The organism is Alcaligenes sp. SDU_A2, from assembly GCF_038237375.1.
GTDB lineage: Bacteria > Pseudomonadota > Gammaproteobacteria > Burkholderiales > Burkholderiaceae_B > Alcaligenes.
The window spans coordinates 3,478,074-3,504,164 of the sequence record NZ_CP151273.1 but is presented as its reverse complement, the minus strand read 5'-3'; the positions used below and the strand labels follow the sequence as shown (position 1 = coordinate 3,504,164).

Below are 26,091 nucleotides of genomic sequence, written 5' to 3'. Positions count from 1 at the left end.
TCAGCGCGCCGATAGACCAGAGAGGGTGCAATCCGCTCGGGTGCTTCTCTGTGGGGCGTCACCCATGAGTGTACAGGGCTTGAAATGGAACGGTAGTAATGGAGCATTGGTTTTGGCTAGAGCCAGGCAGAAGACGCATGGTCGCTGCATTATCGTTAACAAGGCTTAAATCCATGAGTGTTAATGATAGCCCCGTGGGCAGAGCATTGGCCGTTTAGAGTGGTCCGTCAATTGGCGTTGATTTCGCAATGATGCGCTCCACGATTGACGCAGTTTGCCCGTCTAGTGTTTTCCGATGCGCCTGCGTGTGAAGGAGTGCATCCCGGGAGCACCGCAGATCATTTGCGATGATTATTGATAATAACGACCAGAAAAATACTGGCCTTGTTGCCCTGCTTAGGGAGCACGCTGGCATGTAGTGACTGGGATACTAATCTCCAGCCGCTGCTCAACTTAGCTATTTTATACCAACTCGGAAGGCCGCATGCTCTGGCGCTTTGCCCCATAACCGTTAGGTTTGTAATATATCTTATAATTATAAGCAAATAAAGATAGGTCTAACCAACAGGTTTATGCTTCAATTTTTGCCTGTTTTTCGAGTTTCTCATGCTTTTTGGTTATGTAGCCGCCAGTGTACTGGCCTTGTCCGCTGTCCTGCCTGTGCATGCTGCCGAGCAGCCCCTGGAGATCGGTTATCTGCCTATTTTGCCTGCCGCTCAGTTGTTTGTGGGGCTGGAGTCCGGCGATTTGCTGCCGGAAGGTGAGCCTGCGCCCAAGCTGGTGTCGTTCCAGAGCGGGCCGGCGCTGACGCAGGCGCTGATCGCAGGCTAACTGGATGTCGCGTATGTGGGCATTGGCCCGGCGTTGGTGGCCAAGGCCAAGGGCGCTGACATCAAGGTGGTTGCCTCCAATATTGTGGAGCAGGTCAATGTGTTGGCCATCGGCGGGCTGGCGAACTACTTCGATGCCGACAAGCCTGATTTTGCAGCGGCGGTAGCCCGTTTTACCCAGGAAAAGGGCCGCAAGCCCATGATTGCCAGCTACCCCAAGAGCGCCCTACCGGAGGCGGCTTTGCAGTATTGGCTGCGTAATGTGGTCAAGCTGCCGGCTGACGCCGTTGAGCTTATCTATCAAGGCGAGGCGCAGATTCAGCAGGCCTTGAGCAACCATGCGGTGGATGCGGCGGCGATTCTCGAGCCTACGGTCAGCCAGATCCTGAAGCGCCAGCCCGATGCCAAGGTGCTGGCGCAAGGGGCACAGCTGTTTCCCAATCAGCCGGGCGCTGTGTTGCTGGTGTGCGAGTCACTGATCCAGTCCAAGCCTGATCCAGTCCAAGCCTGATCTGGTGCAGTATCTGGTTAATGCGCAGGTGCGCTCCACGGCTTTGTTGCGCGATGACCTTGCCAAGGCCACGCTTTATGTGCAGAAATACGTTGGGGGCGGCCGTCTGCCTAAGGACGTTGTGTAGGGGGCGATCGAGCGCCGCACGACCAGTTCCAGGCGGATCCGGGCAAGATCATCAAGGCGACGGGCGAGTTGCAATATTTTCAGGCGTCGCTGGGGACTTTGGGTACCAAGCTGGACGATGTCCAGAGCTTGTTTGATACCCGCTTCTTCCAAAAGGTGGTTCAGTAATGAGCGCCGTCAAACAAGCGAGCCTGCCTGCACAATCCGCGCCGTCTGCGGATGCCTTGTGGCGCCGCGGGCTGGAGCGGGTCCTGTACGGTCTGGCGGGCCTGGCCTTGTTCATCCTGGCCTGGCGTCTGGCGTCTGGCGTCTGGCGTCTGGCGTATGTTCTGGATTGAGCGCCGCGCGGCACCTTGCCCGATCCGCTGTCCTTGCCGTTGGCCTTGGCGGCGGAGCTGGAGTCGGGCCGGCTATGGCCGGCGGCGCAGTCCAGCCTGGTTCATTATTTCTGGGGTCTGGGTCTGGGTCTGGGTCTGGGTCTGGGTCTGGGTCTGGGTCTGGGTCTGGGAACCGTCCTGGGCATTCTCTTTGGGCTGGCGTCGGCCACGCTGCGCCGCTTTGATCTGCTGCAGACTTATCTGGTGCGCCTGCTGCGTTCGATTCCGCCGCTGGCCTGGGTCGTATTTGCAATTGCCTGGTTCAAGGTCAGCCACGCGGGGGCGGCTTTCGTCATCGCCATCGGTGTGTTCTGGTTGAATTATTTCGCGACCTGCAAAAGACACTGAAGACCACCACGATTTTTGTCACGCATGACCAGGACGAGGCCTTGGCCATGTCCGACCGCATTGTGGTCATGGAAAAAGGGCGCATCGTGGAACAGGGCACACCCACAGACCTTTACCTGAAACCGCGCCGGCACTTCACGGCCCAGCTCATCGGCAAGGCGGAGGTGTTCGCCTGCGCCGCGGTGCAGGCCGACGGCGGCTTCGTGGCGGTGGATACGCCCTTGGGACGTATTCGGGCCAGCGATCCTCATGGCTTGGGAGCGAACGCGGGCTATCTGATGATTCGCCCTGAATCGGTGGAGATCCTGCCGGACTCGGCCCAGGGAGAAAACCTGGTGCCGGCCGTCGTCACTCACAAGGTGTTTGTGGGTGACCGGACTCATTATAGCTTTGTCAGCGGCCAGAATCCGTTGACGGCCGTGGCTTCAGCCTATCTGGATCTGCCGGTGGGGCGATCCGTGAAATTGTCTCTTTATCTGGAGCGCTGCGTGCTCCTGGAGCATGACAGCGCGCTTGCCGCCTGAGCCAATCTACCAAGGAGAAAAAATGGATTCCGTCTTGCAATTGAAACCGTATAACTAAGCTTTGCAGGTGCCGTACCGGTGGTCCAAAGGAACGCAGTATGTGCGCAGGGGCTTTCTGGTGCGGGCAGAAATCGATGGGCATGTGGGGTGGGGAGAAGCAGCTCTGCCGCCGCATGTTATTTACGACGGCTGGAGTTTTGCCGCGCATGGGGCGGCCTTGCTGCATGGCCTGAATGCAGCGGACGATGGTTTTTTTGACGAGTTGGCCCTGCGTGAAGTGTCTCCTCGCGTGCGTTGCGGCCTGGTGTCGGCCGTTCTGTCCGCTCGCGCCAGTGCCCAGGGCGTATCGCTGGCCCGCTATCTGGCCGGCGATCTTGAGCCGGCTGCGCGGGTGCCGGTGAATGACTTGATCGGGGATGCCGAGCCCGATGCGTGTGTCGAACGCGCGCGCCAGGCGCTGGCGTGGGGCCAGGATACCGTCAAAGTCAAATGCACGGCCGAGCGCAGTCTGGATCTGGAGCGCGTGGCCGCCATACGCGATGCATTCCCCACGCTGCGCATACGTCTGGATCCCAACGAATCCTGGGAACTGGACTGGGCCCTGGAGCAGATATAGGCCATGGAGCGTTTCGACATCGATTACATCGAAGAGCCGCTGCCGCGCGGCACGGATCTGACGACCTACGCACAGTTTTCGAGCCGCACATCCATTCCCTTGGCGTTGGATGATTCCATACGCTCGCCGTTCCATGCGCAGCGGGCTAGCGATATGCAGGCTGCCAAGGTGTTGATTCTGAAGGCGCCGCGGGTAGGTGGGGCGGATGTGGCGGGGCAGATCATCGCGCAGGCCCGCCACGCGGACATGCGCTGCGTGGTTACGGCCAGTCTGGAAACGTCCATCGGCCTGCATGTGGCGTTGCATACGGCTGCCTTGTTGGCGCAGCCTATCGAACCTTGTGGCATGGGAACGGCCCGGTTTTTCAGTAACCACGTGGTCGAGCCGCCGCCGATTGTGGATGGTTACATGACCGTGCCGCAGCAGGTGGGTTTGGGAGTGGACCTCCAACCGTGGTGGGACGCCAACTGAGCGTGATGCAGGCAGCCGGAGGTGGCTGTCCGCATCAATAAGTTAACGTGTTAATGAATTTCTGATACGATGCTTTTATGAGTATGGCATGGCTGCCTAAGGTTGCTGGATGCGTTCGATCATGCGATCAATTTTGTCGTAGATGGCTTGCAGCAGTTCCGGTCCGATGGCCTGCTCTAGTTCCTGGTAGATGGCTTCGATGCGTGGGCTTAATTCGGTGACCGTGTACCTGCCTTGTGTGCTCAGCCGTATGACCTGGCGACGCAGATCGGTGGGGTCGGCACCGCGCTGGATCAGTCCAGCCTGCTCTAGGCCACGCAACATGCGAGTCAGGCTGGGTGCCAGAATTTGTGCCTGCTGGGCCAAGGTGGCCGCGTCCAAGGAGTCCGTATCGGAAAGAATGCGCAGGACGCGCCATTGTTGCTCGCTGATGCCGGCCTCGTTCAGCACGGGGCGGAACCGCAGCATCAGCGCTTCCCGGGCGGACAGGAATAGATGGGGCAGATTGCGGTGTTTGAATGTGCTTGGCATGGCGTCAGGCGAATTGATGCAAAGAGGATGAAGTGATGGATTCTAAAGTGATTGAACAGATTGCGGCGCAACTGGACGCGAGCGAGCAGTCGCGCCAGCAGATTCGGCAGGTGTCGTTGCAGTACCCCGACATGACGATGGACGATGCCTACGCGATCCAGAATGCTTGGGTCAGCCGCAAGGTGGCCCACGGGCGTGTGGTGCGCGGACATAAAGTAGGCCTGACGTCACGGGCCATGCAACTGGCCTCTAACATCAACGAGCCCGATTTTGGCGTGTTGCTGGACGATATGTTCTATACCGACGGCGCAGCTTTGCCCATAGAGCGTTTCATTGTGCCACGGGTGGAGGTCGAACTGGCTTTCGTGTTGGGTACGGACCTGAAAGGGCCGGGCGTGACCTTGATGGATGTGCTGCGCGCCACCGAGTATGTGGTACCCGCATTGGAAATTATTGATGCGCGCTTTCATCAGGTTGACCCGCAGACCAAGGTCACTCGAAAAGTGCTGGACACGATTTCGGATAATGCGGCCAATGCCGCGATTGTCATGGGTGGGCGTCCGGTAAAGGCGGATGCGTTGGATCTGCGCTGGGTAGGCGCTGGCCTGGTGCGTAACGGCATTATCGAGGAAACCGGCTTGGCGCTGGGTGTGTTGAATCATCCGGGTAACGGCGTGGTCTGGTTGGCCAACAAGTTAGGTTCTTTGGGCGTGAGTCTGAAGGCCGGTCAGGTCATCCTGTCGGGTTCGTTCACCCGTCCAGTGTTCGCACAGAAAGGCGATGTGTTTTGCGCGGACTATGGCGCACTCGGTACCATTAATTGCCGTTTTGAATAATCGCTGCCTTAAAGGATCAAACATGAAGCACCCCGTGAATCTGTTCAAACAGGCGTTGCGCGATGGACAGGCCCAGATCGGTCTGTGGCAAGGACTGGCCAGTCCCTATACCGCGGATCTGTGTGCCGGACTGGGCTATGACTGGCTGCTGCTCGATGGCGAGCACGTGCCCAACACGGTGCAGACTTTGCTGGCCCAGTTGCAGGCCGTGGCAGCTCATCCTGTCGCGCCGGTGGTGCGCCCTAGTTGGAATGACCCGGTGCAATTGAAGATGCTGCTGGATATCGGAGCCCAGAATCTGCTGATCCCTATGGTGCAAAACGCACAGCAGGCGGGCGATGCAGTGGCCGCGGTGCGTTATCCGCCTTCTGGAATTCGGGGTGTGGGCACGGCTTTGGCCCGGGCCGCCCGGTGGGGCGATACAAGCGATTACCTGGCGCGCGCCAATGACGAGATTTGCGTTCTGTGTCAGGTGGAAACGGCCGAAGCCTTAGCCAATCTGGACGAGATCCTGGCGGTGGACGGCGTGGATGGCGTATTTATTGGTCCAGCGGATCTGGCCGCCAGCATGGGGCATTTGACCCAGCCGGGGCACCCCGATGTGCGTGCTGCTATCGAAGATGCCATTGTGCGTATCCGCAAGGCGGGCAAGGCCCCTGGCATTTTGCAGTCGGATGTTGCGACGGCTCGCCATTATTTGTCGCTGGGTGCGCAGTTTGTGGCCGTGGGCGTGGACGCGGTGTTGTTGCGTCGCGCAGCCACCGATTTGCTGGGGCAATTTCGTGATGATGTGAGCAGCGCGCCTGTGCAGGCCGGTGCCGCCTACTGAAGCTATTAATTGGAGACAAGAATGGAACAATTGCAGCGCAAAGACCTGTTTCGTCAACAGTGTTTCGTGAACGGCCAATGGCAGGATGCTGATTCGGGCCAGACGCTGGACGTGCATAATCCGGCGACAGGGCAGTCTTTGGGTACGGTGCCGCGCATGGGTGCGGACGAAACCCGCAGGGCCATCGAGTCGGCGCGTCAGGCCTGGGCCGGATGGCGCGCCAAGACAGCCCAGCAGCGCAGCGTGATTTTGCGTCGCTGGTTCGAGTTGATGATGGCACACCAGGACGACTTGGCCACGCTGATGACGTTGGAGCAGGGCAAGCCGTTGGCTGAGGCCAAGGGCGAAATCGCCTATGCGGCATCGTACTTCGAGTGGTATGCCGAAGAAGGCAAGCGTGCCTACGGTGATGTGATTCCCGCTGCTTCCGGCACGCAGCGCATCGTGGTGGTCAAGGAGCCAATCGGTGTGTGCGCGGCTATTACACCGTGGAATTTTCCCTCGTCCATGATTACTCGCAAGGCCGGCGCGGCGCTGGCGGCCGGCTGCCCGATTGTGGTCAAACCCGCCAGTCAGACGCCGTATTCCGCTTTGGCGCTGGCCGTGCTGGCACAGCAAGCCGGTGTGCCTGACGGCGTGTTTTCCGTCATTACCGGCAGCGCCTCCGCCATCGGCGGCGAGATGACCAGCAATCCGGATGTGCGCAAGGTCAGCTTTACCGGCTCCACGGAAGTGGGCCGCACGCTGATGGCGCAAAGTGCGGATCAGATCAAGAAGGTGTCGCTGGAGCTGGGCGGCAATGCGCCGTTCATCGTCTTTGACGATGCGGATCTGGATGCCGCCGTAGAAGGCGCGATGGCCAGCAAGTACCGCAATATGGGTCAGACCTGCGTGTGTACCAACCGTTTCTACGTTCATGACTCGGTGTATGACGCGTTTGCGCAGAAATTGGTGGTGGCGGTGGAAAAGCTCAAGGTCGGCAACGGCCTGGAAGTGGGCGTGACTCAGGGGCCGCTGATCGACGAGGCCGCGGTGGCCAAGGTCAGCGAGCACGTGGCCGATGCCGTGCAGCGCGGCGGGCGTATCCTGACCGGGGGCAAGCAGCCCGAGCAAGGCGGCCAGTACTACCTGCCGACGGTGGTGGCCGATGCGAACACCGACATGATGGTGGCCCAGGAAGAAACCTTCGGCCCCATGGCACCGCTGTTCCGTTTCAGCAGCGACGAGGACGTCATCGCCCAGGCCAACGACACCATCTTCGGTCTGGCGGCTTACTTCTACAGCCGCGACATCAGCCGCGTCTGGCGCGTGGCTGATGCCCTGGAATACGGCATGGTGGGTATCAACACCGGCCTGATCTCCAATGCCGCCGCGCCGTTCGGCGGGGTCAAGCAGTCGGGCATGGGCCGCGAAGGCTCGTTCTATGGCCTGGATGACTATATGGTCGTGAAGTACCTGTGTATGGGCGGGGTTTAGTCCCGCTTAGTCCTGCGGCGACCTTGGTTGCCTTAAGGTTAGAACCCGGCTTTATGAACTGACCCCCAATAGTTGGACGGTCAGAGTCTAGAGCCCGAAGGCCTTGACCTACCCCCGGAAATTGGACGGTTTAAAACTGGAGAGGAGTTGCCTCTTTGGGTTTCACTGACCACTTTTGGATGAACTCGCTTGGGGGCAGGTGGCCGAGCGAGCCGTGGGGACGATAATGGTTGTAGTCGTGCCACCAAGTCTTCATCTTTGCTCGCAGGTCGTACAGCGTGACGAATTCCTTAACGTGCATGAATTCGTCGCGCAGCCGACCATTGAATGACTCGATTAAGCCATTATTGGTCGGTTTGCCGGGTCACGTGTAATCGAGTTTTACGCCGCACCGGTATGCCCAGTCGCCTAAGACCCGCGATGTGAACTCCGTCCCGTTATCTGCAGTGATGGATTTTGGCCATCCGCGCAGGACAGTGGAACGATCCAAAGCCTGACCAGCCGCGCGACCAGTCTGCCGAAAGTTGGCCTCCAGACACACACTTTCGCGCCTCCATTGATCGATGACGGCCCAAATGCGAAAGCGGCACCTGTCGAGTATCTGGTCATGAACGAAATCCATGCTCCAGTGCTGGTTCGGCCCGGTGGGCACTGGCGACTTGTCGCGCAGCAGGGCGATACGCTTGCGGCGTTTGACCTTCATCCGCAGTTGCAGTCCTTCCAGCCTATAGAGTCGATAAACACGTTTCTGGCCCACTTTCCAGCCCCCAGACTTTTTTCGCACCACCTCCTGCAGGATTTGTTTATCCAGCGTCAGGTTGGCAACGATTCCGGGGGCAGGTCACCAAGGACTTCAACCCGAGTGTCTGCATCATGCGTTGTACAGCCTTGTGGCTGACGTGCTTACCGGCCTGGCGCAGGGCGGCGGTGATCCGGCGATAACCGTAGCGCCCCTTATGCTGGGCGTACAGAGCGCGGATGCGCGCCTTCAAGGCGGCCTGGCGATCGCCTGTCTGTTGCGCGTTCAACTGGTAGTAAAACGTGCTGCGCGACAGCCCGGCTACCTTCAGCAGCACAGCCAATGCGTGGCCTTGCCTCAGTTTGAGCACGACCCGCGCTTTTTCCTGACGAAAGGCCCTCAATTTTTTTTAAGTAAGCAAGCTCCGATCAGCTCCCGATTCTGCCGGGCAATGATCTGTTTGTCGTCCAGTTCGCTCAAGGGGGGGCGGGCTTTGTGTGCTTGGCGTCCATGGTCGTGAGCTTCAGAGATTTGGTGCGACCCTTGCGAAGGGGCCGCAGGGCGTCAATACCACCCGCATGATACAGGCGCGCCTATTTGCCAATATGGGCCGCGCCGCGAATGTCGAACGCCGCCGTTGTTTGGGCCTGGGACCACTACTCGCGCCACATCCGCTCGAGCACCTTGAGCTTGAATGTGGCGTCATAGTGTGCACCTTTACGGCGCAGCCCGGCCCGGCCAGGGGCTCGGTAAGCGTTCACTGCCGTACTACGCGCAGCTTAAGCCGCTCGTCGTAATTCGTCAGATAAACTGCCCCCGAAGGTTGGGCAATGTCCAACCTTCGGGGGCAGTTTATTTCCAGGGGGGAGGGTGTTCATGAGGAGATCTTGTTTAAGCCGATAAAGCTGAGCGTATGGTTTTCAGGGTTTTTTCATGCATCTAATCTGAATTTTTTCTTCTAAATGCTATTTCCTATTGGTAGATTCTTGCCATTGTTGTTGTGAAAAAGAGTTTATCCCTTTGTGGTTTAATCCTATATAGGGTCCAAAAAAAGCTGAATAATAGCCAAATTCCAATAAGGCGAAATTATTTTTTATGTATCCTGCTGATATTAAAACTATACCTATAAAAAAAATAAGCAACTCTATTTTATTTTTAAGATATTTTTTCAGTTTTTCATTTTCTTTTTTGTAGAAAAAATATTCCCCTATCCATAAAAAAATAGCCGTTGAAATAAATGATATAGCGGCTTTTGTGGTGGTTTCAAATAAATTTGGATAGGCTTTAGATAGCATAAGGCTCAGGGCCATTATAATTGAAAAATAAATTAGTCTTTTGGCGAAAAGGAATTTCATTTGGAATCCGTCCCCGTCAGGGGTGCTGTAACCACCTAAAGCGGTGCAACCTTTGTTTTTCAGTCATGAGACTGCAGCCCCAATGGTGTTGTTCTTTGAATGTATTTGTACGATTGTCCCAGCTCCGGTTGACATGATTTTACAAGCAACCCCTATTCCAGTGTTGAGGCTGGTTGTATTCCCGCCCACGCTAATTTCTATGGTTGAAGAATTGTTTTCGTTGTTTTGTATATATATTCCTGATTGTGTTGGTGTTTGGGATTTTTATATTGTTCCTCTGCAATCTACTCCATTTGAAATCCACCTAACTTCTTCTTCGTTGAATAATCTCATTTTCAATCCTTTTTGATAAGGTGTTCTAAATATTCAAAAGAATCATTTTTTCTTGATATTTCCTGGGTTAATTTCATATATTCATTTTTTTGCTTATTTCTAATTTTATTTCTTCAGGTATTTCTTTATTGATTTCCGTTGATCTTATTGTGTTTCTTGTCAATATTATCTAATATCAGTGGTGTGCTTTCTCTAAGTAAGTCATTGATTTTTTGTTGTGATGTTTTAATTCCTTTTCTGTTTTTTTTTGATTTTCCTCTGTGTATGGATTTTTGTCTATATTCTTTTTGTGCTATGGATATATTTTCGCTTGAATTCCAATTTTTGGATTGTATGTTCAATTTCTTGCCATTCAAATATTTTTGATTCAATGCATTTTTTGGGAGAATTCTTCTTTTTAAATATAAGAAATTGATCATGATTTTAAGTGCAATCATTTTGTCTTCTGTGATCGTTGCATTGATTGTTTTTTTTATCAAGTTTGTTTTCTTTTTTCTTTATTTCTTTTTTTTATTTAGTTGCTTGATTGTTTTTTCCTTAACACATTTTTTACTACGATTTGCCCGCGTCACGCATGAATGTAACGGTAAACAGATTCGACGACTTCTGTGGACTGGACACGCAGGCCTCATCGGTTGTTACGAAGACAAATCTCGTAAAGTTAGGGTTGAGCCAGAGCCTTGGAGGCTGATGGTAAGCAGGGTGTGGAGTGGTTCTTGGGCGCTTGACAAGCTTGTAACGGAAAACCGGGCTATGCGGCGGTCAAATCCATGATTTGGATGGAAATAAGGATTTTTCTATGTGCGTGGATTTGTTTGTATGTAAACTATTTAGAGCAAAAATATAAGAAATGCGTCTGCGACAATGCGTCCGAGCGCATATTGGATGCAGCCGAGCAGGCATTTTCGGAAACCGGCTACGCGGGCACGACTTTGCGCATCATTGCGCAGCGCACCGCTATAACGCAGGCCTTGATCAACTACTATTTCGGCTCCAAATACGGTCTGTACAAAGCCGTCTTCATACGCCGGGGCCGCTTGATTTCCGACGAGCGTTTGCTGGGTCTGGAACAATTGCGTGCCGCGCCGCGCACGGCACCGTTGGAGGGCGTGGTACGCGCTTTTCTGGCACCCACCATCGCCTTGCGTGACACAGAGGGCGGCCGGCGTTTTTTGGGTCTACAAGCCCGCTTGCACACGGAGCTGGCAGAGATTTCCTATAAGCTCGCGCAACGAGGCGCATGACGCCTCCACCCGTGCCTACGTTAAATTGCTGGAAGAAATATTGCCGCAACTGCCGGCTTGCGATGCGTATTGGCGCATGGTGCTGATGATAGGGGCGTATATGTATGCGTTTTCTGATACGCATCGCCTGGAGGAACTGGCCCCCGTTGTGTATGACCCGAACGATACCGGCGAGGTCTTCGAACAGATCGTGGCTTTTGTGACGGCAGGGCTGCAGGCTCCGGCCGTGTGGGTACCTGTCAGAAAGATCGACTGATGGATGGTCTCAGGCGGGGCTGCCCAGCAGAAAGTTCAGCAGAGTCTGGGCGCTGGGCTGCAGTTCCCGGTGTCGGCGCACGCCGATCAGCAGTTCGCGCTGGCTCCAGTCTTCGTCCAGCTCAAGCATGCGTGTGTTGGGAACATGATAGATGCGGGCGCTTTCGCGCGGCAGTATGGCAATGCCCATGCCGGCATTGACCAGCAGGCACATGGCATCGTAGCCCGAGACCTCCGTGCGCACGCGCACGGAGCGATTGGCTTCCATGGCGACCTTGGTGATCTGGTAATTGATCTGTGTACCCGGCAGCAGCGTGATCTGTTCATGCTCCAGGGTCTGCTCGAATCGCAGCCGCTCATGGCAGGCCAGGGGGTGGTCGTTCGGAACCAGCACCACCAGCTTGTCGCTGCGAAACGGATAGGCCTGGATGTCTGCATCGTAGGGCAAGCGGGTAAAGACGCCCAGGTCGGCTTTGCCCTCGGCCAGTGCGCGGATAATGTCCAGGCTGGTTTTTTCTTCCAGTTGCAAGTGGATGCCGGGATGCTGCCGGCCAAACAGTCCTAGCGGCGTGGGCAGAAATTGTGAGATGGCCGAGGTATTGGCCAGAATGTGGACCAGGCCTTGTTGGCCTTGCGAATAGGCCAGCAGATGCGATTCGATGTCTTGCGCACTGTTGAGCAGGGCACGCGAACGATACAGCAGCTCCAGCCCCGCTGCGGTAGGGCTGACGCCTTTGTTGGTGCGTACCAGCAAGGTGGTGTGCAGGGACTGTTCCAGGTCGGCGATGCGGCGGCTGACGGCGGCGGCGGCAATGTGTTCGCGTTCGGCCGCCTGGCTGATCGTGCCTTCTTCCAGTACCCGGACAAACAGTTTTAGGGTCAGAAGGTCAAGTTTCATGCAGGCATCATATCTTTTTTTCGTGCGCCTGACCTGGATGCGCGAGGTGGTGGCTGGACCTTTATCTTTGGCGTGTTTTTAATGTGATCGGCCATAAAAAAGGTTCTGCGCTCAATACCGGGGATTCCTTTGTATGGGGCGGGCCATTTGGGGCGGGCGGGACGTTTGCGTACGCTGTACCAGGTATCAGCCATCCGCTGAATGTTCTGTTGGGTATGGCTATGTATAGCTGGGGCTATGTCGTCGGTGTTTTGAGCCGTCCGAGCGTGCTGCGCCTTGAATGGCGTCTTCAAAAAGCCTGTTTGTCATCGACTTGGTCAATTGGCTCCAGGAATTCTTCGAAGAGCCATAAAAAAACCCTGCTGGCATTGTGCCGGCAGGGCTGGATACGATGGGCGGGGTAGCGAGCGATCAGGCCTGCTGGGGCTTGGCGCCGGACAGAATGTGACCGGCGTTGGGCACACGCGTTTCCAGACCCAGGGTCTTGAGCATCTGGTACACGGTGCAGACAGCGGCGGACAGCACGGGCTTGCCGATCAGGTCCTGAGCGCGCTGGATGGCCGGCAGGGAAGGCATCTGCACGCAGGCGGACAGGATCACGGCGTCTACGCCGTCGTGGTTTAGGCGCTGAACGTGTTCCAGCAGGTTTTCAGGGTTCAGCAGGCCCACTTCCAGGTTGTCCGACACTTCCAGGCTGATGGAGTCCTGGACTTCGATGCCTTCGGCTTCGATGTAGTCGGCCACGCGCTTGGTCAGCGGCTTCATGTAAGGAGTGATGATGGAGACTTTTTTGTAGCCGAATTCTTTCAGCGTATCCACCAGTGCGCCGGCCGAGCTCAGCACGGGGATTTCCACGCCGTTTTCTTTCACGGTGTTCTGCAGGCGGGCCTGCGAGGCGCGGTGGTAACCGTCGCCCTGGGCCATGATGGCGACCAGGCAGGCGTAGGCCATGACGCTCATGCGCGCATCGCTCAGTTCGACAGCGCAGCGGTCGCTGGCGATGTCCATGGCCTTCAGTTCCTCGGGGTTCACTTGCATCATGCGCATGCGCGAGGAGTGGAAGGTGAAGCGTTCTTCGGGAAACTCGGCGTAGCGCGCCTGCAGCATGGCAGGAATCTCGGTTTCCATGGTGGTGTTGGAGCTGGGAACGATCTGGCCGATACGGTAGGTTTTCATAGCGGGCTGTCTCTGGATGAAGGAGGTTTTTAGATTGACAGGGTCATTCTAGAGGCCGCTTTCCCCCTTGCAAATCAATCATCTGTCAACGTGCCATCGCCAATGGCGATGGCACGTTGCTTGGTCAGGATCGGGTCGCCTGCCAGCGCCAGGCGTCATCGCACATTTCCTGGATGTCCTTGTCCGCGGTCCAGTTCAGCTTTTCGCGGGCCAGCCGGGTGTCGGCCCAGCAGGAGGCAATGTCGCCGGGACGGCGTGGTGCAATGGTGTAGGGGATATCGCGGCCGCTGCTGCGAGCGAACGCCTGGATCATTTCCAGTACGGAGTAACCGCGGCCGGTGCCCAGGTTCACGGCCAGCAACTCGGGCTTGTTCTCTTGCAGGTAGCGCAAGGCGGCGACATGACCCTGGGCCAGGTCCATGACGTGGATGTAGTCGCGCACCCCCGTGCCGTCGGGTGTGTCGTAGTCCTGACCGAAGACCTGGACTTGCTCACGTTGCCCGCTGGCCACTTGGGCAATATACGGCATCAGGTTGTTGGGCACGCCTTGCGGGGCCTCGCCGATCAGCCCGGATGGATGTGCACCCACGGGGTTGAAGTAGCGCAGCAATCCGATGTGCCAGCCGGGCTCGCTTTGGTAGACGTTGCCTATGATCTCTTCCAGGACCAGCTTGGTGTGGCCGTAAGGATTGGTGGCCGACAGAGGGTGGTCTTCGGGAATGGGAAGCTGCTGCGGATCGCCGTAAACGGTGGCCGAGGACGAAAACACCAGGCTGCGCACGTCGGCCTGCTGCATGGCCTGCATCAGGGTGACGGTGCCGGCGATATTGTTGTCGTAGTAGTTCAGCGGCTGGGAAACGGATTCGCCGACGGCCTTCAAACCGGCAAAATGGATGACGGCGGCAATGTCGTGTTCTTGGAAAATGCGGTCCAGCAGGACGCGGTCGCGGATGTCGCCGCGGATGAACTCGGGCCGGACTCCGCTGATCTGCTCAAGCGCATCCAGCACGCTTTCCTGGCTGTTGGACAGATTGTCCAATACCAGGACCTGATAGCCGTCGGCGATCAGTTCAAGGCAGGTGTGGGAACCAATGAAACCGGTTCCACCGGTGACGAGAATCTTGCGGGTCATCGGATACGTCTCCAATAAGATGACGGTGAAGGGGTTAGTCCAGGCGCTTGAGCGCCGTCTTGTAGTGCGCCGCGCGTTCAGCATAGACCTGGGCATTGCGCCGCAGCTTGGCCACATCGTCATCGCTCAGGGTGCGAACGGCCTTGGCGGGCGAGCCGATGATCAGGCTGCGCTCGGGAAAGACCTTGCCTTCAGTAACCAGAGCGCCCGCGCCCACCAGGCAGTCGCGTCCGATGACGGCGCCGTTCAGCACCACGGCCTGAATGCCGATCAAGGCCCCGTCGCCGATGGTGCAGCCGTGCAGCATGGCCTGGTGGCCGATGGTGACGTGCTCGCCGATATCCAGCGGAAAACCTGGGTCGGTATGCAGCACCGCGCCTTCCTGCACATTGGAGCCGGCGCCCACGGTGATGGTCTCGTTGTCGCCGCGGATGACGGCGCCTGGCCATACGCTGGTGCCTTCTTTCAGTATGACATTACCGATCACCATAGCTTGTTCAGCGATATAGCTGGAGCTATTGATGATTGGGGACAGTTGATCTAGTTGATAGATAGGCATAGGGTTTCTTGCGGAACATTAGATGTTCAGGGTCAGAATAAGGACGCTGAATACAGCCAGTCGGGATAGGAGTTGCTACGTTGAGTATAGGTCAGTGATGTATTGGGGGAACAGATGGCTTGATGCTGTGCATAGTTGAACGCAGGAAGCGCGATGCGTATCGAGGCTTCGTTGAGTATTTGTGTCAGGCAGAAGAAAGGTTGATGATTCAAGAGCTCACTGAGGTCACGGTCCTTATAGTAAATGTAGCCTGGTACATCGCCCAACATGGATTGGGGAGTCGAGTACTTAAATAGATAATCATCGTTGCCGGAGCCTGTGTTAAAGAAATGCTCGTCCTGAAAAATTCGCTCGCGATGAAAAAACCGTGTTAGGCCAGGCTTATGGTCTCCTACAACCAAAATCATGGAGTCGGGTGCATGTTGTAGCAGTTTTTTTGAAAAATCAGCGACTTCGGAGATAGCTAGAGTTAGCTTGGATTCATATTCGCCTTCGCCGTCATCTCCATTTTTAGGTTCGTATCTACCATGTGTAGATACGGTTGTAATGAACTGGAAGTGAGGCAATCTGCCTCGACCTATTCGCTCTAGCGCAGACTTAAACAAAATATTGTCATTTGCCCAGATAGGGCCCTCGTAATTCATGTCTTCCAACGAGACGAACTGGCGGAAGCCGAGTTTTCGATTAATGATGTCTCGATTCCAAAACTGGCGGTAATGGTTGTGCAAAGAAATGCTGGCATAGCCCGCCTGCTCCAGAGCCCTGGGCCAGCTTTGCACATTAGGCGCCAATAACTGCGTGTATTCCTGGTAAATTATCCCGTTCAGGGCTCCGTTTGCGGGTAGCCCGGTCAGCAGTTCGAAAGACGCATTGACGGTACCCCCGCCATAGACGGGCGATATCCCCCGAAAAGCCTTGAAGCCGGTCTGAACAAGTGGCTGAAATGCCGCTTTGAAATGCTGTTCGTCATGCCAGCAGGCCTCGCACAAGATGATGATAATATTGGATGGGGCCGCAAGGGCTGGCGTTTGCTGGACGCTCAGAATGGAGAATTGCTCTTGCTCATGGGGGGTGGGGAGAGGGGGAATGCGACGCTGACTAGTTTGGATCAAGTGTGTCAGCAGTCCGTTTTTACGGATGTTGACTGGCCAATCCCAAACGACATAATTCACGTCCTGGCGTGTCAGTTCGAATTTAACGTGCTGGCTGAGGCGATTGTTAAGACCCGTGAAGTAAGGGTGCAGTGAGACTGCTCCTAAAAGCAAAGCCAGCATTAAGCCGGTGACTTTCAATCGTTGGGTCTTATCAACACGCGATAGCGCAATAATGCTAACGATAACCAGGGCAATGTAGATCACATGGTGCAGGTTTATGTAGTGTGGAATCACCGAAAAATTGTCGGTGCGGGTAATGTCGCTCCAAGACAACGGTGCGGTGGTTAATGCCTGTTTGGTCGTGTTGATTTTGGTCAGCAGAAATGTCGTGCCAGCCGCGACTGCTGCTGCAGCCAGGCAGGGCAACAATGTCCTTAGAAGAAAATAAAGCGCGAACAGTGGGGCTATGGACAAGGCAAGAGGCACCCAGCGATAGTTTCCTGCATCGTCCAGGAAAATGAAGTTCAGATGATCCTGCAGAAGATAGTGCTGAAAAAATGCCAGTGCGGTGACGACGGCAAAATCGATGAACAGAGTTTTTTTCATGTAATAACAGCACTCCCCGGTAGTAGGGCCGGGGAGTTGGCGAACGAGCTAGAGAAAATGGCCTGTAATCAAACTGCCTCAGCGAACAGATCGTATTCGCTGGAATCGGTAATGCGCACGCGTACCATCTGGCCGGGTTCCAGCGTTTGCGGGCTGGTAATGAATACGTTGCCGTCGATTTCGGGCGCATCGGCGCTGGAGCGGCCGATGGCATCGCCGTCTTCGTCGATTTCGTCGATCAGCACATCCATTTCGCGGCCTACCTTGGCGGCTAGGCGGGCGGTGGAGATGGCTTGCTGGTGCTCCATAAAGCGTTCCCAGCGTTCTTGCTTGATTTCGTCAGGAACCACGCCATCCAGTTTGTTGGCGGGCGCGCCTTCTACCGGCGAGTACTGGAAACAGCCGACGCGATCCAGTTGGGCCTCGCTCATCCAGTCCAGCAGGTATTGGAAGTCGTCCTCGGTTTCGCCGGGAAAGCCTACGATAAAGGTAGAGCGGATAGTCAGATCCGGGCAGTCCTGACGCCACTGCTTGATGCGCGACAGGGTGCGGTCCTCGAATGCCGGGCGTTTCATGGCGCGCAGTACCGATGGGCTGGCGTGCTGGAACGGAATATCCAGATAAGGCAGCACTTTGCCTTCGGCCATTAAGGGGATGATGTTATCTACGTGCGGGTAGGGGTAAACATAGTGCAGCCGTACCCAGGCACCCAGCTCGGACAGGGCGGCGCTCAGGTCCACCATGCTGCTTTTGACGGGGCGGCCGTTCCAAAAGCCGGTGCGTTGGCGGATGTCCACGCCGTAGGCACTGGTGTCCTGGGAGATAACCAGCAGTTCCTTGACGCCGGCCTTGACCAGACGCTCGGCCTCGCCCAATACGTCTCCCACGGGGCGGCTGACCAGTTTGCCGCGCATGGACGGGATGATACAGAAGCTGCAACTGTGGTTGCAGCCTTCGGATATCTTCAGATAGGCGTAGTGGCGCGGGGTCAACTTGATGCCTTGCGGGGGCACCAGATCAATGTAGGGATTGTGGTCCAGCGACGGCGGGGCGGCTTCGCGCACAGCGCGCAGCACTTGTTCGTACTGCTGCGGGCCGGAAACGGACAGAACCGAAGGATGCACCTCGCGGATCAGGCCTTCGTCTACGCCCATGCAGCCGGTGACAATGACCCGGCCGTTTTCGGCCAAGGCTTCGCCAATGGCTTCCAGAGATTCGGCCTTGGCGCTGTCAATAAAGCCACAGGTATTGACCACCACTACGTCGGCGTTGTCGTAGCTGGGGGTGATCTGGTAGCCGTCGGTGCGCAGCTGGGTCAGGATGCGTTCGGAGTCTACCAGTGCCTTGGGGCAGCCCAGGCTCACGAATCCGACTTTTGGGGCGGTCATAAAAGGTCCTTCAGGAGCCTTACGGCTCGAAATTGGGAAATTGGCTTGATTTTAACGTCCGTCGCGCTCATGCGCGCCGATCTTTGGTGTGCGGCCCGGGCAATGTGGCAATTAGTGCTAAAGTCGCAGACATATTTTCTTTACTATCGGTTTTCCTGTGTCCGACACGCACTCTTCTCCATCTTTGCCCTTGTCCGAAGTCCTGCTGCTTAGCGCCCGCCATATTGAAGGCGTGCTGGCGGGCAAGTCCTTGTCCGACAGTCTGGCCGCCACGCCGGCACCTGCCCGGGCGGCCGTGCAATCCATTAGCTTTCATGTGCTGCGCCGTCTGGGGCATGCGCGCCAGATACGCATTACCCTGGTGCCGCGTCAGCCGGGCAATGCCTGGCTGGATGCCTTGCTGATGGTGTCCTTGGCCTTGCTGGATACGGCCATGCGCGTGCAGGCCGACCCTGACGCTTTTGCCGATCGGCCCGACGTGCCTGTCTACGCGGTGCATACCGTGGTGGATCAGGCCGTGCGTGCCGCCGACAGCCAGGCGGCGCTGCGTCAATCCAAGGGCTTGGTTAATGGTGTGCTGCGTCGTTTTACGCGTGAGCGCGACGCCATTTTAGCGCAGGTCGAGTCCCGTCCAGAAGCCCGGTGGAATCATCCCGGCTGGTGGGTCAAAGAATTGCGCCGCGCCTACCCCCGCGATTGGGAGGCATTGCTGGAGGCGGCGAATCGCCCCGGCCCTATGACCTTGCGTGTTAATCAGCGGCGGTGCACGGTGGAGCGGTTGCGGGCGGTGCTGGACGAAGCCGGCATTGCGTCGAGTTCGCCCGGAACGGGGGCTGTCACTCTTGATAAAGCTCTGCCGGTGCATGCGATCCCCGGTTTCGATCTGGGTTGGTGGTCGGTGCAGGACTGGTCGGCCCAACAGGCCGGTCTGCTGTTGCCGGTACGCGATGGCATGCGCGTGCTTGACGCATGCGCCGCACCCGGCGGCAAAACTGCGCATTTGCTGGAGCAGGCGGATCTGGAGCTGACCGCGCTGGACTCGGACGCCGAGCGCTTGCAGCGAGTGTCGCAGAACTTGCATCGTCTGGGGTTGGATGGCGAACGAGTGCAGATTCGGCGCGGCAATGCGGCGCGGCCCGATCAGTGGTGGGACGGCAAGCCTTTTGACGCGATTTTGGCGGACGTGCCTTGCACGGCATCGGGCATTGTGCGCCGTCATCCTGACATACGCTGGCTACGACGCGAATCCGATGTGGCGGATACGGCCCGGCTGCAGGCCTCGATTCTCAGTGCCCTGTGGTCGACCTTGGGCGTGGGCGGCCATATGCTTTATTCGACTTGCTCGATTTTCCCGGCTGAAGGCCAGCAACAGGTCGAGGCTTTTCTGGCGCGCCACCCCAAGGCCGAGCTGTTGCCCTCGCCGGGTCAGATTCTGCCCGGCGTGCCGGGCCGTTCGCTGGCTGATGGCGATGGCTTTTTTTATGCTTTATTTACGCGCCGTGCTTGAGTTGTCACAATACGGGTACTGTTTCTCCTTTCCTTGCGGTTGATCCCGATGCGGCGCGTTTTTCTGTCCTTTCTGCTGATTTTTTATTGCGCGCTGACCTCTGCCCAGGACATCGTGCCGGTAACGGCGTCAGGAGAGCGGGTCGTCAAGGTAGAGCCGCATATTCGGGATCAAAAGCTGTATATCGATGCCGATATCGATTTCGAGTTGAGCGACGAATTACGTAACGCGGCGGAAAAAGGCGTGCCCTTGTATTTCACGGCAGAGGTCGAAGTCGCCCAGCCGCGTTGGTGGTGGTTTGATCGAAATGTAGTTAAAGAGCAACAGACCTGGCGGGTCGTGTATAACGCGTTGACCCGCCAGTGGCGCGTGGGCACGGGCGATTTGTCCTTGCCTGAATCGTCCATGAACGATGCCTTGGACATGCTGCGGCATATCCGGGGCTGGTCTGTTGCGTATGTGGCCGATCTGGAACACGACCAGGAATACCGGGGCCGTCTGAGGCTGCGGCTGGATACATCCTTGTTGGCACGTCCTTTTCAGGTGGATGCCATCAATAGTTCTGCATGGTCGCTTGCTACCCCATGGAAAACCTTTTCTTTCTCCGTCTCCGTCGCCGAGCCCCGGCCTTGATTCGCTGGATTCTGCGCACCGCCCTGGTCGGGGCGGCGATCAGCGCTTTGGCCTTGTTTTCCTTGCTGGTCTGGTCCACGGGCAATGCTTCGCGCTATGCGCAGCAATACGACTTGTTGCTGGTACTTAACGGGGTTCTGGCGGCCACGCTTATTTCCTGGGTGTTGCTGCTGACTGCGCGGCTGATACGACAGATACGGCGGCGTCAGTTCGGCGCGCGCATGACAGCCCGCTTTGCTTTTTATTTCACCTTGATCGGCATTATTCCGGGGGCGCTCATTTACATTCTGTCGGTGCAGTTCATGTCGCGTTCGATCGAGTCCTGGTTCAACGTGCGCGTGGATACGGCGCTGGAATCCGGCTTGAGCCTGGGGCGGGCAGCTCTGGATTCTCAACTGAATGAGCTGGAAGGTCGGGCTCACGAGATGGTGAATGCGCTGAACAAAACCGATGGCGCGCATTACAGCGGTCTGCTGACCTCGCTGCGAGAGAACAGCGGAGTGTCCGAGGCCATGATTTTTTCCAGCAATGGTCGTTTGCTGGCATTTTCTTCGTCTCGCTACGATATTTTGCTGCCGGACATGCCGCCTTCCAGCGTCATGAATCAGCTGCGTATTTCTCGTCAGTACTCGGCAGCCGAGGTGGACGATGACCAGCCCGCCGCCGATGGCACAGCCGACGACAGCGGCGTGTCTGCCGAATCGACCGGCTTGCGCCTACGTATTGTGCTGCCGTTGGCGGACGCCAATCGATTCACGGCTTCGCTGGGCGGCAATGCCGATGCCCGCTGGCTGCAGGTAATACAGCCGGTGCCGGACAAGATTGCTCGCAATGCTAACCAGGTCCAGCAGGGATTCCGTGACTATCAGGAACTGGCCTTGTCGCGTCAGGGGCTGCGCAAGCTGTATGGCATTACCCTGACCCTGGCGTTGATCTTGGCGGTGTTCACGGCGGTAGCCGCCGCCTTGGCGCTGTCGCGTCGCCTGACCCGACCGCTGTTGACGCTGGCAGCCGGTACCCAGGCTGTCGGCGTGGGCGATTATCGCCCCTTGCCAGAGCCGCCCGCCAAGGACGAAGTTGGCCAGTTGACCCGTTCCTTCAATGCCATGACCCGGCAGTTGGACGAGGCACGTCGCATGGTCGAGAGAAACCGCTTGCAGCTGGAGCGCTCTAACGTCTATTTGGAGTCGGTGCTCAGCAATCTGTCCAGCGGGGTGTTGGCCTTTGATGAGATGTTTCGCGTGACGATGTTCAACCAGGGGGCGCAGCGCATCCTGCACGTGGATTTGCGTTCCATCAAAGGGCGTCCTCTGGAGACATTGGATGGTGCGCTGAAGTTTGCTTCGGTGATTCGCGATGCGTTTTCCGCCCATCAGGCGATGGGTTCGGAGCACCCGTATTGGCAGCAGCAATTCGAGTTGGAGATGGGTCAGGCCAATGAGGCTCGTGACACGATTGTCACCGTGCTGGCGCGGGGTACGTTGCTGCGGGTGGATGGCCAGGCGACAGGCTATCTGGTTGTGTTCGACGATATTACGGATGTCATCTCTGCCAGCCGTCTGGTGGCCTGGAGTGAGGTGGCGCGCCGGCTGGCGCACGAGATCAAAAATCCGCTGACACCTATTCAGCTCTCGGCCGAACGTCTGGCCATGAAGCTGGAGTCGCAGTTGGACCAGACGCATGCCGCCATGTTGCTGCGCTACACCAATACCATTGTCAATCAGGTCGGCTCGCTCAAAAAAATGGTGGAAGACTTTCGGGAATATGCGCGCAAGCCGGCCACTCAGATGCAGGACATCAATATCAACGAGCTGATCACCGAAGTGCTGACTCTTTATGGTTGGGACCCGGTGGACGGCATGGTGCGCGATGATGGTTACACGGTGGCAATTGATGTGGAGTTGGACCCGGATCTGCCTTTGATCCAGGGTGATCCTACGCAGTTGCGTCAGGTCATCCATAATTTGCTGGCCAATGCGCGTGAAGCGGCCGCCCAGGATCAATCACTTGACCAGGCGCGTGTATTTGTTAAAACCATGATGGCTGGCATAGAAGGAGCAGACTCGCCTGGCGCGGTCCGTTTTGTCGTCGCCGACAACGGCCCAGGATTCGAGCCCCAGATGTTGGCGCGTGTTTTTGAACCGTACGTAACCACCAAGCCCACCGGTACGGGCCTGGGACTTGCTATAGTAAAGAAAATCATCGAGGAGCACGGCGGCAGGATCGATGTTTCCAATCGCCGCGAGGGGGGGGCGCGCATTTCCATCCTCCTGACCCGACTGGCGGACCAGCATATTCGTCTGGACTCCGGGCGGCAAGCAAACGATAATGCGTAAAAAGTACGTAGGTGACGCTATATGGCCAGAATTCTGGTAGTTGATGACGAAATCGGCATTCGCGAACTCTTGTCGGAAATCCTATACGACGAGGGACACAGCGTTCAGCTGGCGGAAAATGCCGCCCAGGCTCGCGAGGCGCGCTTGCGTGGTCGTCCCGATCTGGTCTTGCTCGATATTTGGATGCCGGATACCGACGGCGTCAGCCTGCTCAAGGAGTGGGCATCGCAAGGTTTATTGGACATGCCCGTCGTCATGATGAGCGGCCATGCCACGGTGGATACGGCAGTGGAGGCCACACGCATCGGTGCGGTGGATTTCCTGGAAAAGCCCATTACCATGCAGCGTCTGCTCAAGACCGTCTCTTCGGGGCTGGAGCGTACGGTTGCACCTAAGGCGCTGGTGGCAGCGGCACGTCCTGCCATCAACGGCACAGAGCGTCGTGCCGATGCACCGGTCGCGTCTCTTGCTGCGGGTCAGGTGCCGGCGGCAGTGGCACCCGAACCTGAAGTGGACGAATCTCAGTTGGGTAGTATTTCCCTGGATTTGCCGCTGCGCGAGGCCCGCGACGAATTTGAACGCATTTATTTTGAATACCACTTGCGCCGCGAAAATCACAGCATGACGCGTGTTTCCGAACGTACCGGCCTGGAGCGGACGCACTTGTATCGTAAGCTCAAGCAACTGGGCATCGATTCATCCCGCAAGCGTAACCAGTCTTGAAACAGTGGTAACAACAAAAAACCCGCTACGGCGGGTTTTTTGTTGTCGGTGCAAGTAGACCCGTACTCCTACAGGGCGGGCATGCGCATCGCATCGGGCAAAGCCTGCAGTTTATTCACGGTGTCCAGGCAGGTGCGGGCGGCTTCGCGCCCTTTAAGGACGAAGTGGCGATGGAAGTAGTCGTGATGTTCCTGCCCGTCATGGAAGTGATGGGGGGTTAGCACCACCGAAAACACGGGAACATCGGTCTCCAGCTGTACTTGCATCAAGCCCTGGATCACGGCGGTGGCAACAAAGTCGTGGCGGTAGATTCCGCCGTCCACTACCAGTCCTGCCGCTACGATGGCTGCATACTGGCCTGAACGAGCCAGGCGACGGGCATGCAGGGGAATCTCGAACGCGCCGCCCACTTCAAAGAAGTCGATATGCTCGGGGTCTTGCCCCAGGTTGCGGATTTCGTCGATAAAGCCTAGACGTGCCTGATCCACGATGTCTTTGTGCCAGCAGGCTTGAATGAAGGCAATACGGGGGGCCAGATGGTTGGCGGGGGTGATGCTGTTCATGGTGATTTCCTGTTTCGAGACAACAAACAGGGCATGCAGGAATCAGGACATACCGTCGGCCTGCACCAAAGGTACAGAATCGATGGCCTGTCCCGTTCTCTCTTTATCCGGACTGTAACCGTCGGCTCCGGGATCGCACCGGATCTGCTGACCCTGGCCGTGGGGCCAGGCGCTCGCGGGCTAGGCAAAGGCCATTACCGCCGGTGGGGAATTGCACCCCGCCCTGAGAACGCGACCGGCCTGAACGGCCGGTCGGGAAAGTTTACTCTTAAATGAAGCGCCTGTCAGAGCAGCGCGGACAGTTCAGTCCAATGAAGGCTTGGGGCGGCGGCTGATGGTGGAGATCGGCACGCTGACTTCGCCTTGCACGCTGCGGCGGCTGCGGGCGCGCCAGGCGTGGCCATAGGCGACCTCCAGGGTCAGGTGCAAGGTACCGTCCATGTGGCGTTGCTTGTCCAGCGCCTGCACAAGACGTTCGCGCCACTGTCGGCCGCTTAAACCACGCTTGCGCTGGGTGTGTGGATTGCCGCCCAGGACGTGCAGGTCGTTCAGTAATTTTTCGGCGTTGCGATACGTCAGGGTGATGATTTCCTGATCCATGACCGGATCGGCAAAGCCGTTTTCCAGCAGCAGGTCGCCGAAATCGTGCATGTCCACAAATTCCATGCTGTGCGTGCCCAGATCGGCCATCGCCATAGCGCTGCGCAATTCGGCCAGTGAGCCGGGGCCCAGGCAGGAGAACATGACCAGGGTGTCAGGTTTGAGCAGACGTCGCCACTCTTCCAGTACACGATGCGGTTCTGGATGCCAGTGCAGAGCCATATTGGACCAGATTAATTCCTGGCTTTCGGCCGGCAGGCCGCTATGTGCCAGATCGGCCTGCACCCAGTTTGCCGCCGGCGTAGGCTGATTGCGCAGGCGTTGCCACAGGCTGGGCCTGGCCTGGTAACGCTCGCGTGCGCTGGCCAGCAGCCGCGCGCTGCGATCCAGGCCGGTGTATTGCATGTCGGGGTAACGCGAACGCAGCGGTTCCAGCGCATGGCTGGAACCACAGCCTGCATCCAGGATATGGGTCGGTTGCAAGCGTATCAAGGCCAGTCGTGACAGCATGCGCTGGGCGATCTCGCCATACAGGAACTGGGCTTGATCCAATGGAGCGCGACGGTCGAATTGTTGTTCGACATGGGCGGAATCGATAGGCAGCGAGGGTAGGGAGGACATAGTTGCGCAGCGTGGACTGGCTTGGCTCACCGCATTGTGGTGTGATCAGGCCTGCCTGTTCTGGAAAAAGGACAACGACATATTATGGCGCATCCACTGATACGGCGCGACCTGCAACCCTTGGCCTTGTGGCGTCATTTCCCGGCCCGTCCCTGCGTGTTGTGCGGCTTGCGGTCCTGTGCCGGGGCCTTGTGCCCCTTATGCAGGGAAACCTTGCGGCTATCGGCGCAGCGCATGCGCTGCCCGCGCTGCGCACTGGCTTTGCCGCCTTTGGGCTTGCTGTCTTGTCCGGATTGCGCAGCGGGACAGGTTGCGCTGCAGGCAGCGGTGGCCGCGTTTGACTACGAACACCCTGGCGATATGTTGGTTCATGGGCTTAAAATTTTGCATCAACTGGAGCTGGTGCCGGTTCTGGCCGATCTGATGGTGGCTCAATGGCAAGTGCATGGGCCGGGCCTGGACAAGCATGCCTGGATAATTCCTGTACCGGCCAGAAGGCGGGCCTTGCGCGAACGCGGCTTCAGCCCCAGTGCTTTATTGGCGCATCAGGTGGCTAGGCGCTTGTTTGTGCGCATGTGCCCGGTAGTCGTGCGCTGGAACCGTGAAGGCGCTGGTGTGCAGAAGCGCTTGGGCCGACGGGCGCGTCGGGCTGCCATGCGTGATGCGTTCGTGCTGTCCGCCCGGTTGGATGGGCGCGATGTTTTGCTGGTGGACGATGTGCTGACCACCGGTGCCACCCTGGATGCGCTGGCGCGGACCTGCCGTCTTGCCGGAGCGCGCTCTGTGTGCGCACTGGTGGCGGCAAGGGCTCCGTGGCGGCCAGTTTCATCTTTGTCGTTTTAGCCGTTCAGACG

The 26,091-nt window shown here is 57.3% G+C and carries 26 protein-coding genes, 3 pseudogenes and 1 riboswitch; of the genes and pseudogenes, 15 read left to right on the top strand and 14 right to left on the bottom strand.

The annotated features are described in order from the left end of the window. The first annotated feature begins 606 nt into the window (after positions 1-606). The 5 genes and pseudogenes from AADW57_RS16050 (at position 607) to AADW57_RS16030 (ending at position 3,803) form a co-directional block, all read left to right on the top strand. Positions 607-831: a hypothetical protein gene (locus AADW57_RS16050; protein WP_341667889.1), complete on the top strand. Its 225-nt coding sequence runs from the start codon at positions 607-609 to the stop codon at positions 829-831. Next, entirely contained in the window at positions 832-1,341 is a 510-nt protein-coding gene (locus AADW57_RS16045; protein ID WP_341669722.1) for an ABC transporter substrate-binding protein, read from the top strand. Positions 1,342-1,634: 293 nt separating this feature from the next. Then, positions 1,635-2,177 (top strand): annotated as a pseudogene (locus AADW57_RS16040) (hypothetical protein); the annotation flags it as partial. Between the two features lie 62 nt (positions 2,178-2,239). Further along, on the top strand, positions 2,240-2,716 hold the full coding sequence (locus AADW57_RS16035) for a TOBE domain-containing protein (protein WP_341667888.1): 477 nt from the start codon (positions 2,240-2,242) through the stop codon (positions 2,714-2,716). Positions 2,717-2,783: 67 nt separating this feature from the next. Then, positions 2,784-3,803 (top strand): annotated as a pseudogene (locus AADW57_RS16030) (mandelate racemase/muconate lactonizing enzyme family protein). Positions 3,804-3,899: 96 nt separating this feature from the next. Here the strand turns inward: AADW57_RS16030 and hpaR are convergent. Further along, the gene (hpaR, locus tag AADW57_RS16025; protein ID WP_341667887.1) at positions 3,900-4,334 is read right to left on the bottom strand and encodes a homoprotocatechuate degradation operon regulator HpaR; all 435 of its coding nucleotides are present in this window, start codon (positions 4,332-4,334) and stop codon (positions 3,900-3,902) included. Between the two features lie 32 nt (positions 4,335-4,366). On the opposite strand from hpaR, the gene hpaH reads away from it, so the two are divergent. The 3 genes from hpaH to gabD are packed head-to-tail and all read left to right on the top strand — an operon-like array spanning position 4,367 to position 7,475. Continuing rightward, the gene (gene hpaH, locus AADW57_RS16020; RefSeq protein ID WP_341667886.1) at positions 4,367-5,170 is read left to right on the top strand and encodes a 2-oxo-hept-4-ene-1,7-dioate hydratase; all 804 of its coding nucleotides are present in this window, start codon (positions 4,367-4,369) and stop codon (positions 5,168-5,170) included. Positions 5,171-5,192: 22 nt separating this feature from the next. Beyond that, positions 5,193-5,999 carry a 4-hydroxy-2-oxoheptanedioate aldolase gene (gene hpaI, locus AADW57_RS16015; RefSeq protein WP_341667885.1) on the top strand — a complete coding sequence of 269 codons (807 nt, stop codon included), beginning with the start codon at positions 5,193-5,195 and terminating at the stop codon, positions 5,997-5,999. A 9-nt stretch (positions 6,000-6,008) separates the two neighbouring features. Then, on the top strand, positions 6,009-7,475 hold the full coding sequence (gabD, locus tag AADW57_RS16010; RefSeq protein ID WP_445819156.1) for an NADP-dependent succinate-semialdehyde dehydrogenase: 1,467 nt from the start codon (positions 6,009-6,011) through the stop codon (positions 7,473-7,475). Between the two features lie 130 nt (positions 7,476-7,605). Here the strand turns inward: gabD and AADW57_RS16795 are convergent. The 5 genes and pseudogenes from AADW57_RS16795 to AADW57_RS15990 all read right to left on the bottom strand — a co-directional run. Further along, positions 7,606-7,827 (bottom strand): annotated as a pseudogene (locus AADW57_RS16795) (integrase core domain-containing protein); the annotation flags it as partial. Between the two features lie 12 nt (positions 7,828-7,839). Beyond that, positions 7,840-8,178, bottom strand: a complete 339-nt coding sequence (locus AADW57_RS16005; protein WP_341667883.1) for a DDE-type integrase/transposase/recombinase — start codon at positions 8,176-8,178, stop codon at positions 7,840-7,842. 100 nt (positions 8,179-8,278) lie between these two features. Next, positions 8,279-8,584, bottom strand: a complete 306-nt coding sequence (locus AADW57_RS16000; RefSeq protein ID WP_341667882.1) for an IS3 family transposase — start codon at positions 8,582-8,584, stop codon at positions 8,279-8,281. A gap of 595 nt (positions 8,585-9,179) precedes the next feature. After that, positions 9,180-9,569, bottom strand: a complete 390-nt coding sequence (locus AADW57_RS15995; protein WP_341667881.1) for a hypothetical protein — start codon at positions 9,567-9,569, stop codon at positions 9,180-9,182. Positions 9,570-10,027: 458 nt separating this feature from the next. Then, positions 10,028-10,339: a hypothetical protein gene (locus AADW57_RS15990; protein ID WP_341667880.1), complete on the bottom strand. Its 312-nt coding sequence runs from the start codon at positions 10,337-10,339 to the stop codon at positions 10,028-10,030. A 444-nt stretch (positions 10,340-10,783) separates the two neighbouring features. On the opposite strand from AADW57_RS15990, the gene AADW57_RS15985 reads away from it, so the two are divergent. Next, complete coding sequence (locus AADW57_RS15985) at positions 10,784-11,146, top strand: TetR/AcrR family transcriptional regulator (protein WP_341667879.1); 363 nt, start codon at positions 10,784-10,786, stop codon at positions 11,144-11,146. Positions 11,147-11,186: 40 nt separating this feature from the next. Then, on the top strand, positions 11,187-11,402 hold the full coding sequence (locus tag AADW57_RS15980; protein ID WP_341667878.1) for a hypothetical protein: 216 nt from the start codon (positions 11,187-11,189) through the stop codon (positions 11,400-11,402). Between the two features lie 9 nt (positions 11,403-11,411). Here AADW57_RS15980 and AADW57_RS15975 read toward each other — a convergent pair whose 3' ends face one another. From AADW57_RS15975 to rimO, 6 genes are all read right to left on the bottom strand, one after another. After that, positions 11,412-12,299: a LysR family transcriptional regulator gene (locus AADW57_RS15975; protein ID WP_341667876.1), complete on the bottom strand. Its 888-nt coding sequence runs from the start codon at positions 12,297-12,299 to the stop codon at positions 11,412-11,414. A 411-nt stretch (positions 12,300-12,710) separates the two neighbouring features. Beyond that, positions 12,711-13,475, bottom strand: coding sequence for a maleate cis-trans isomerase family protein (locus tag AADW57_RS15970; protein ID WP_341667875.1), 765 nt, complete (start codon positions 13,473-13,475; stop codon positions 12,711-12,713). Positions 13,476-13,599: 124 nt separating this feature from the next. Further along, positions 13,600-14,607, bottom strand: a complete 1,008-nt coding sequence (gene galE / locus AADW57_RS15965; RefSeq protein ID WP_341667874.1) for a UDP-glucose 4-epimerase GalE — start codon at positions 14,605-14,607, stop codon at positions 13,600-13,602. Between the two features lie 34 nt (positions 14,608-14,641). After that, entirely contained in the window at positions 14,642-15,166 is a 525-nt protein-coding gene (locus tag AADW57_RS15960; protein WP_341667873.1) for a gamma carbonic anhydrase family protein, read from the bottom strand. Positions 15,167-15,198: 32 nt separating this feature from the next. Next, positions 15,199-16,866, bottom strand: a complete 1,668-nt coding sequence (locus tag AADW57_RS15955) for a sulfatase-like hydrolase/transferase (RefSeq protein WP_341667872.1) — start codon at positions 16,864-16,866, stop codon at positions 15,199-15,201. 68 nt (positions 16,867-16,934) lie between these two features. Further along, entirely contained in the window at positions 16,935-18,254 is a 1,320-nt protein-coding gene (gene rimO, locus AADW57_RS15950) for a 30S ribosomal protein S12 methylthiotransferase RimO (protein WP_341667871.1), read from the bottom strand. 157 nt (positions 18,255-18,411) lie between these two features. Between rimO and rsmB the strand changes: the two genes are divergently transcribed. Genes rsmB through AADW57_RS15930 form a run of 4 tightly spaced genes read left to right on the top strand, consistent with a single transcriptional unit; the run spans position 18,412 to position 23,453 of the window. After that, a complete protein-coding gene (rsmB, locus tag AADW57_RS15945) occupies positions 18,412-19,761 on the top strand; it encodes a 16S rRNA (cytosine(967)-C(5))-methyltransferase RsmB (RefSeq protein ID WP_341667870.1) in 1,350 nt (449 codons plus the stop codon). Between the two features lie 48 nt (positions 19,762-19,809). Further along, entirely contained in the window at positions 19,810-20,394 is a 585-nt protein-coding gene (locus AADW57_RS15940; protein ID WP_341667869.1) for a DUF4390 domain-containing protein, read from the top strand. Beyond that, positions 20,394-22,730: a sensor histidine kinase gene (locus AADW57_RS15935; protein ID WP_341669721.1), complete on the top strand. Its 2,337-nt coding sequence runs from the start codon at positions 20,394-20,396 to the stop codon at positions 22,728-22,730. The genes AADW57_RS15940 and AADW57_RS15935 overlap by 1 nt, the downstream gene beginning before the upstream one ends. Before the next feature lie 21 nt (positions 22,731-22,751). Further along, the gene (locus tag AADW57_RS15930; protein WP_341667868.1) at positions 22,752-23,453 is read left to right on the top strand and encodes a response regulator; all 702 of its coding nucleotides are present in this window, start codon (positions 22,752-22,754) and stop codon (positions 23,451-23,453) included. Between the two features lie 68 nt (positions 23,454-23,521). On the opposite strand, the gene AADW57_RS15925 is transcribed toward AADW57_RS15930, so the two are convergent. Both AADW57_RS15925 and AADW57_RS15920 read right to left on the bottom strand, forming a co-directional pair. After that, the gene (locus tag AADW57_RS15925) at positions 23,522-24,016 is read right to left on the bottom strand and encodes a 6,7-dimethyl-8-ribityllumazine synthase (RefSeq protein WP_341667867.1); all 495 of its coding nucleotides are present in this window, start codon (positions 24,014-24,016) and stop codon (positions 23,522-23,524) included. Positions 24,017-24,106: 90 nt separating this feature from the next. After that, positions 24,107-24,251: riboswitch (FMN riboswitch) on the bottom strand. 68 nt (positions 24,252-24,319) lie between these two features. Beyond that, positions 24,320-25,237 (bottom strand): methyltransferase domain-containing protein, encoded by a 918-nt coding sequence (locus tag AADW57_RS15920; protein WP_341667866.1) that lies wholly within the window; start codon positions 25,235-25,237, stop codon positions 24,320-24,322. 84 nt (positions 25,238-25,321) lie between these two features. Here AADW57_RS15920 and AADW57_RS15915 point away from each other — a divergent pair, with 84 nt between their 5' ends. Next, positions 25,322-26,080: a ComF family protein gene (locus AADW57_RS15915; protein WP_341667865.1), complete on the top strand. Its 759-nt coding sequence runs from the start codon at positions 25,322-25,324 to the stop codon at positions 26,078-26,080. Positions 26,081-26,091 lie beyond the last annotated feature (11 nt).

Coding starts and splice junctions, on each gene's coding strand:
- AADW57_RS16050 (WP_341667889.1), top strand. CDS start 607: ATGCTTTTTGGTTATGTAGCCGCCAGTGTACTGGCCTTGTCCGCTGTC.
- AADW57_RS16035 (WP_341667888.1), top strand. CDS start 2,240: ATGTCCGACCGCATTGTGGTCATGGAAAAAGGGCGCATCGTGGAACAG.
- hpaR (WP_341667887.1), bottom strand. CDS start 4,334: ATGCCAAGCACATTCAAACACCGCAATCTGCCCCATCTATTCCTGTCC.
- hpaI (WP_341667885.1), top strand. CDS start 5,193: ATGAAGCACCCCGTGAATCTGTTCAAACAGGCGTTGCGCGATGGACAG.
- AADW57_RS16005 (WP_341667883.1), bottom strand. CDS start 8,178: ATGAAGGTCAAACGCCGCAAGCGTATCGCCCTGCTGCGCGACAAGTCG.
- AADW57_RS15995 (WP_341667881.1), bottom strand. CDS start 9,569: ATGAAATTCCTTTTCGCCAAAAGACTAATTTATTTTTCAATTATAATG.
- AADW57_RS15990 (WP_341667880.1), bottom strand. CDS start 10,339: ATGATTGCACTTAAAATCATGATCAATTTCTTATATTTAAAAAGAAGA.
- AADW57_RS15975 (WP_341667876.1), bottom strand. CDS start 12,299: ATGAAACTTGACCTTCTGACCCTAAAACTGTTTGTCCGGGTACTGGAA.
- AADW57_RS15970 (WP_341667875.1), bottom strand. CDS start 13,475: ATGAAAACCTACCGTATCGGCCAGATCGTTCCCAGCTCCAACACCACC.
- galE (WP_341667874.1), bottom strand. CDS start 14,607: ATGACCCGCAAGATTCTCGTCACCGGTGGAACCGGTTTCATTGGTTCC.
- AADW57_RS15960 (WP_341667873.1), bottom strand. CDS start 15,166: ATGCCTATCTATCAACTAGATCAACTGTCCCCAATCATCAATAGCTCC.
- AADW57_RS15955 (WP_341667872.1), bottom strand. CDS start 16,866: ATGAAAAAAACTCTGTTCATCGATTTTGCCGTCGTCACCGCACTGGCA.
- rimO (WP_341667871.1), bottom strand. CDS start 18,254: ATGACCGCCCCAAAAGTCGGATTCGTGAGCCTGGGCTGCCCCAAGGCA.
- AADW57_RS15940 (WP_341667869.1), top strand. CDS start 19,810: ATGCGGCGCGTTTTTCTGTCCTTTCTGCTGATTTTTTATTGCGCGCTG.
- AADW57_RS15930 (WP_341667868.1), top strand. CDS start 22,752: ATGGCCAGAATTCTGGTAGTTGATGACGAAATCGGCATTCGCGAACTC.
- AADW57_RS15925 (WP_341667867.1), bottom strand. CDS start 24,016: ATGAACAGCATCACCCCCGCCAACCATCTGGCCCCCCGTATTGCCTTC.
- AADW57_RS15920 (WP_341667866.1), bottom strand. CDS start 25,237: ATGTCCTCCCTACCCTCGCTGCCTATCGATTCCGCCCATGTCGAACAA.
- AADW57_RS15915 (WP_341667865.1), top strand. CDS start 25,322: ATGGCGCATCCACTGATACGGCGCGACCTGCAACCCTTGGCCTTGTGG.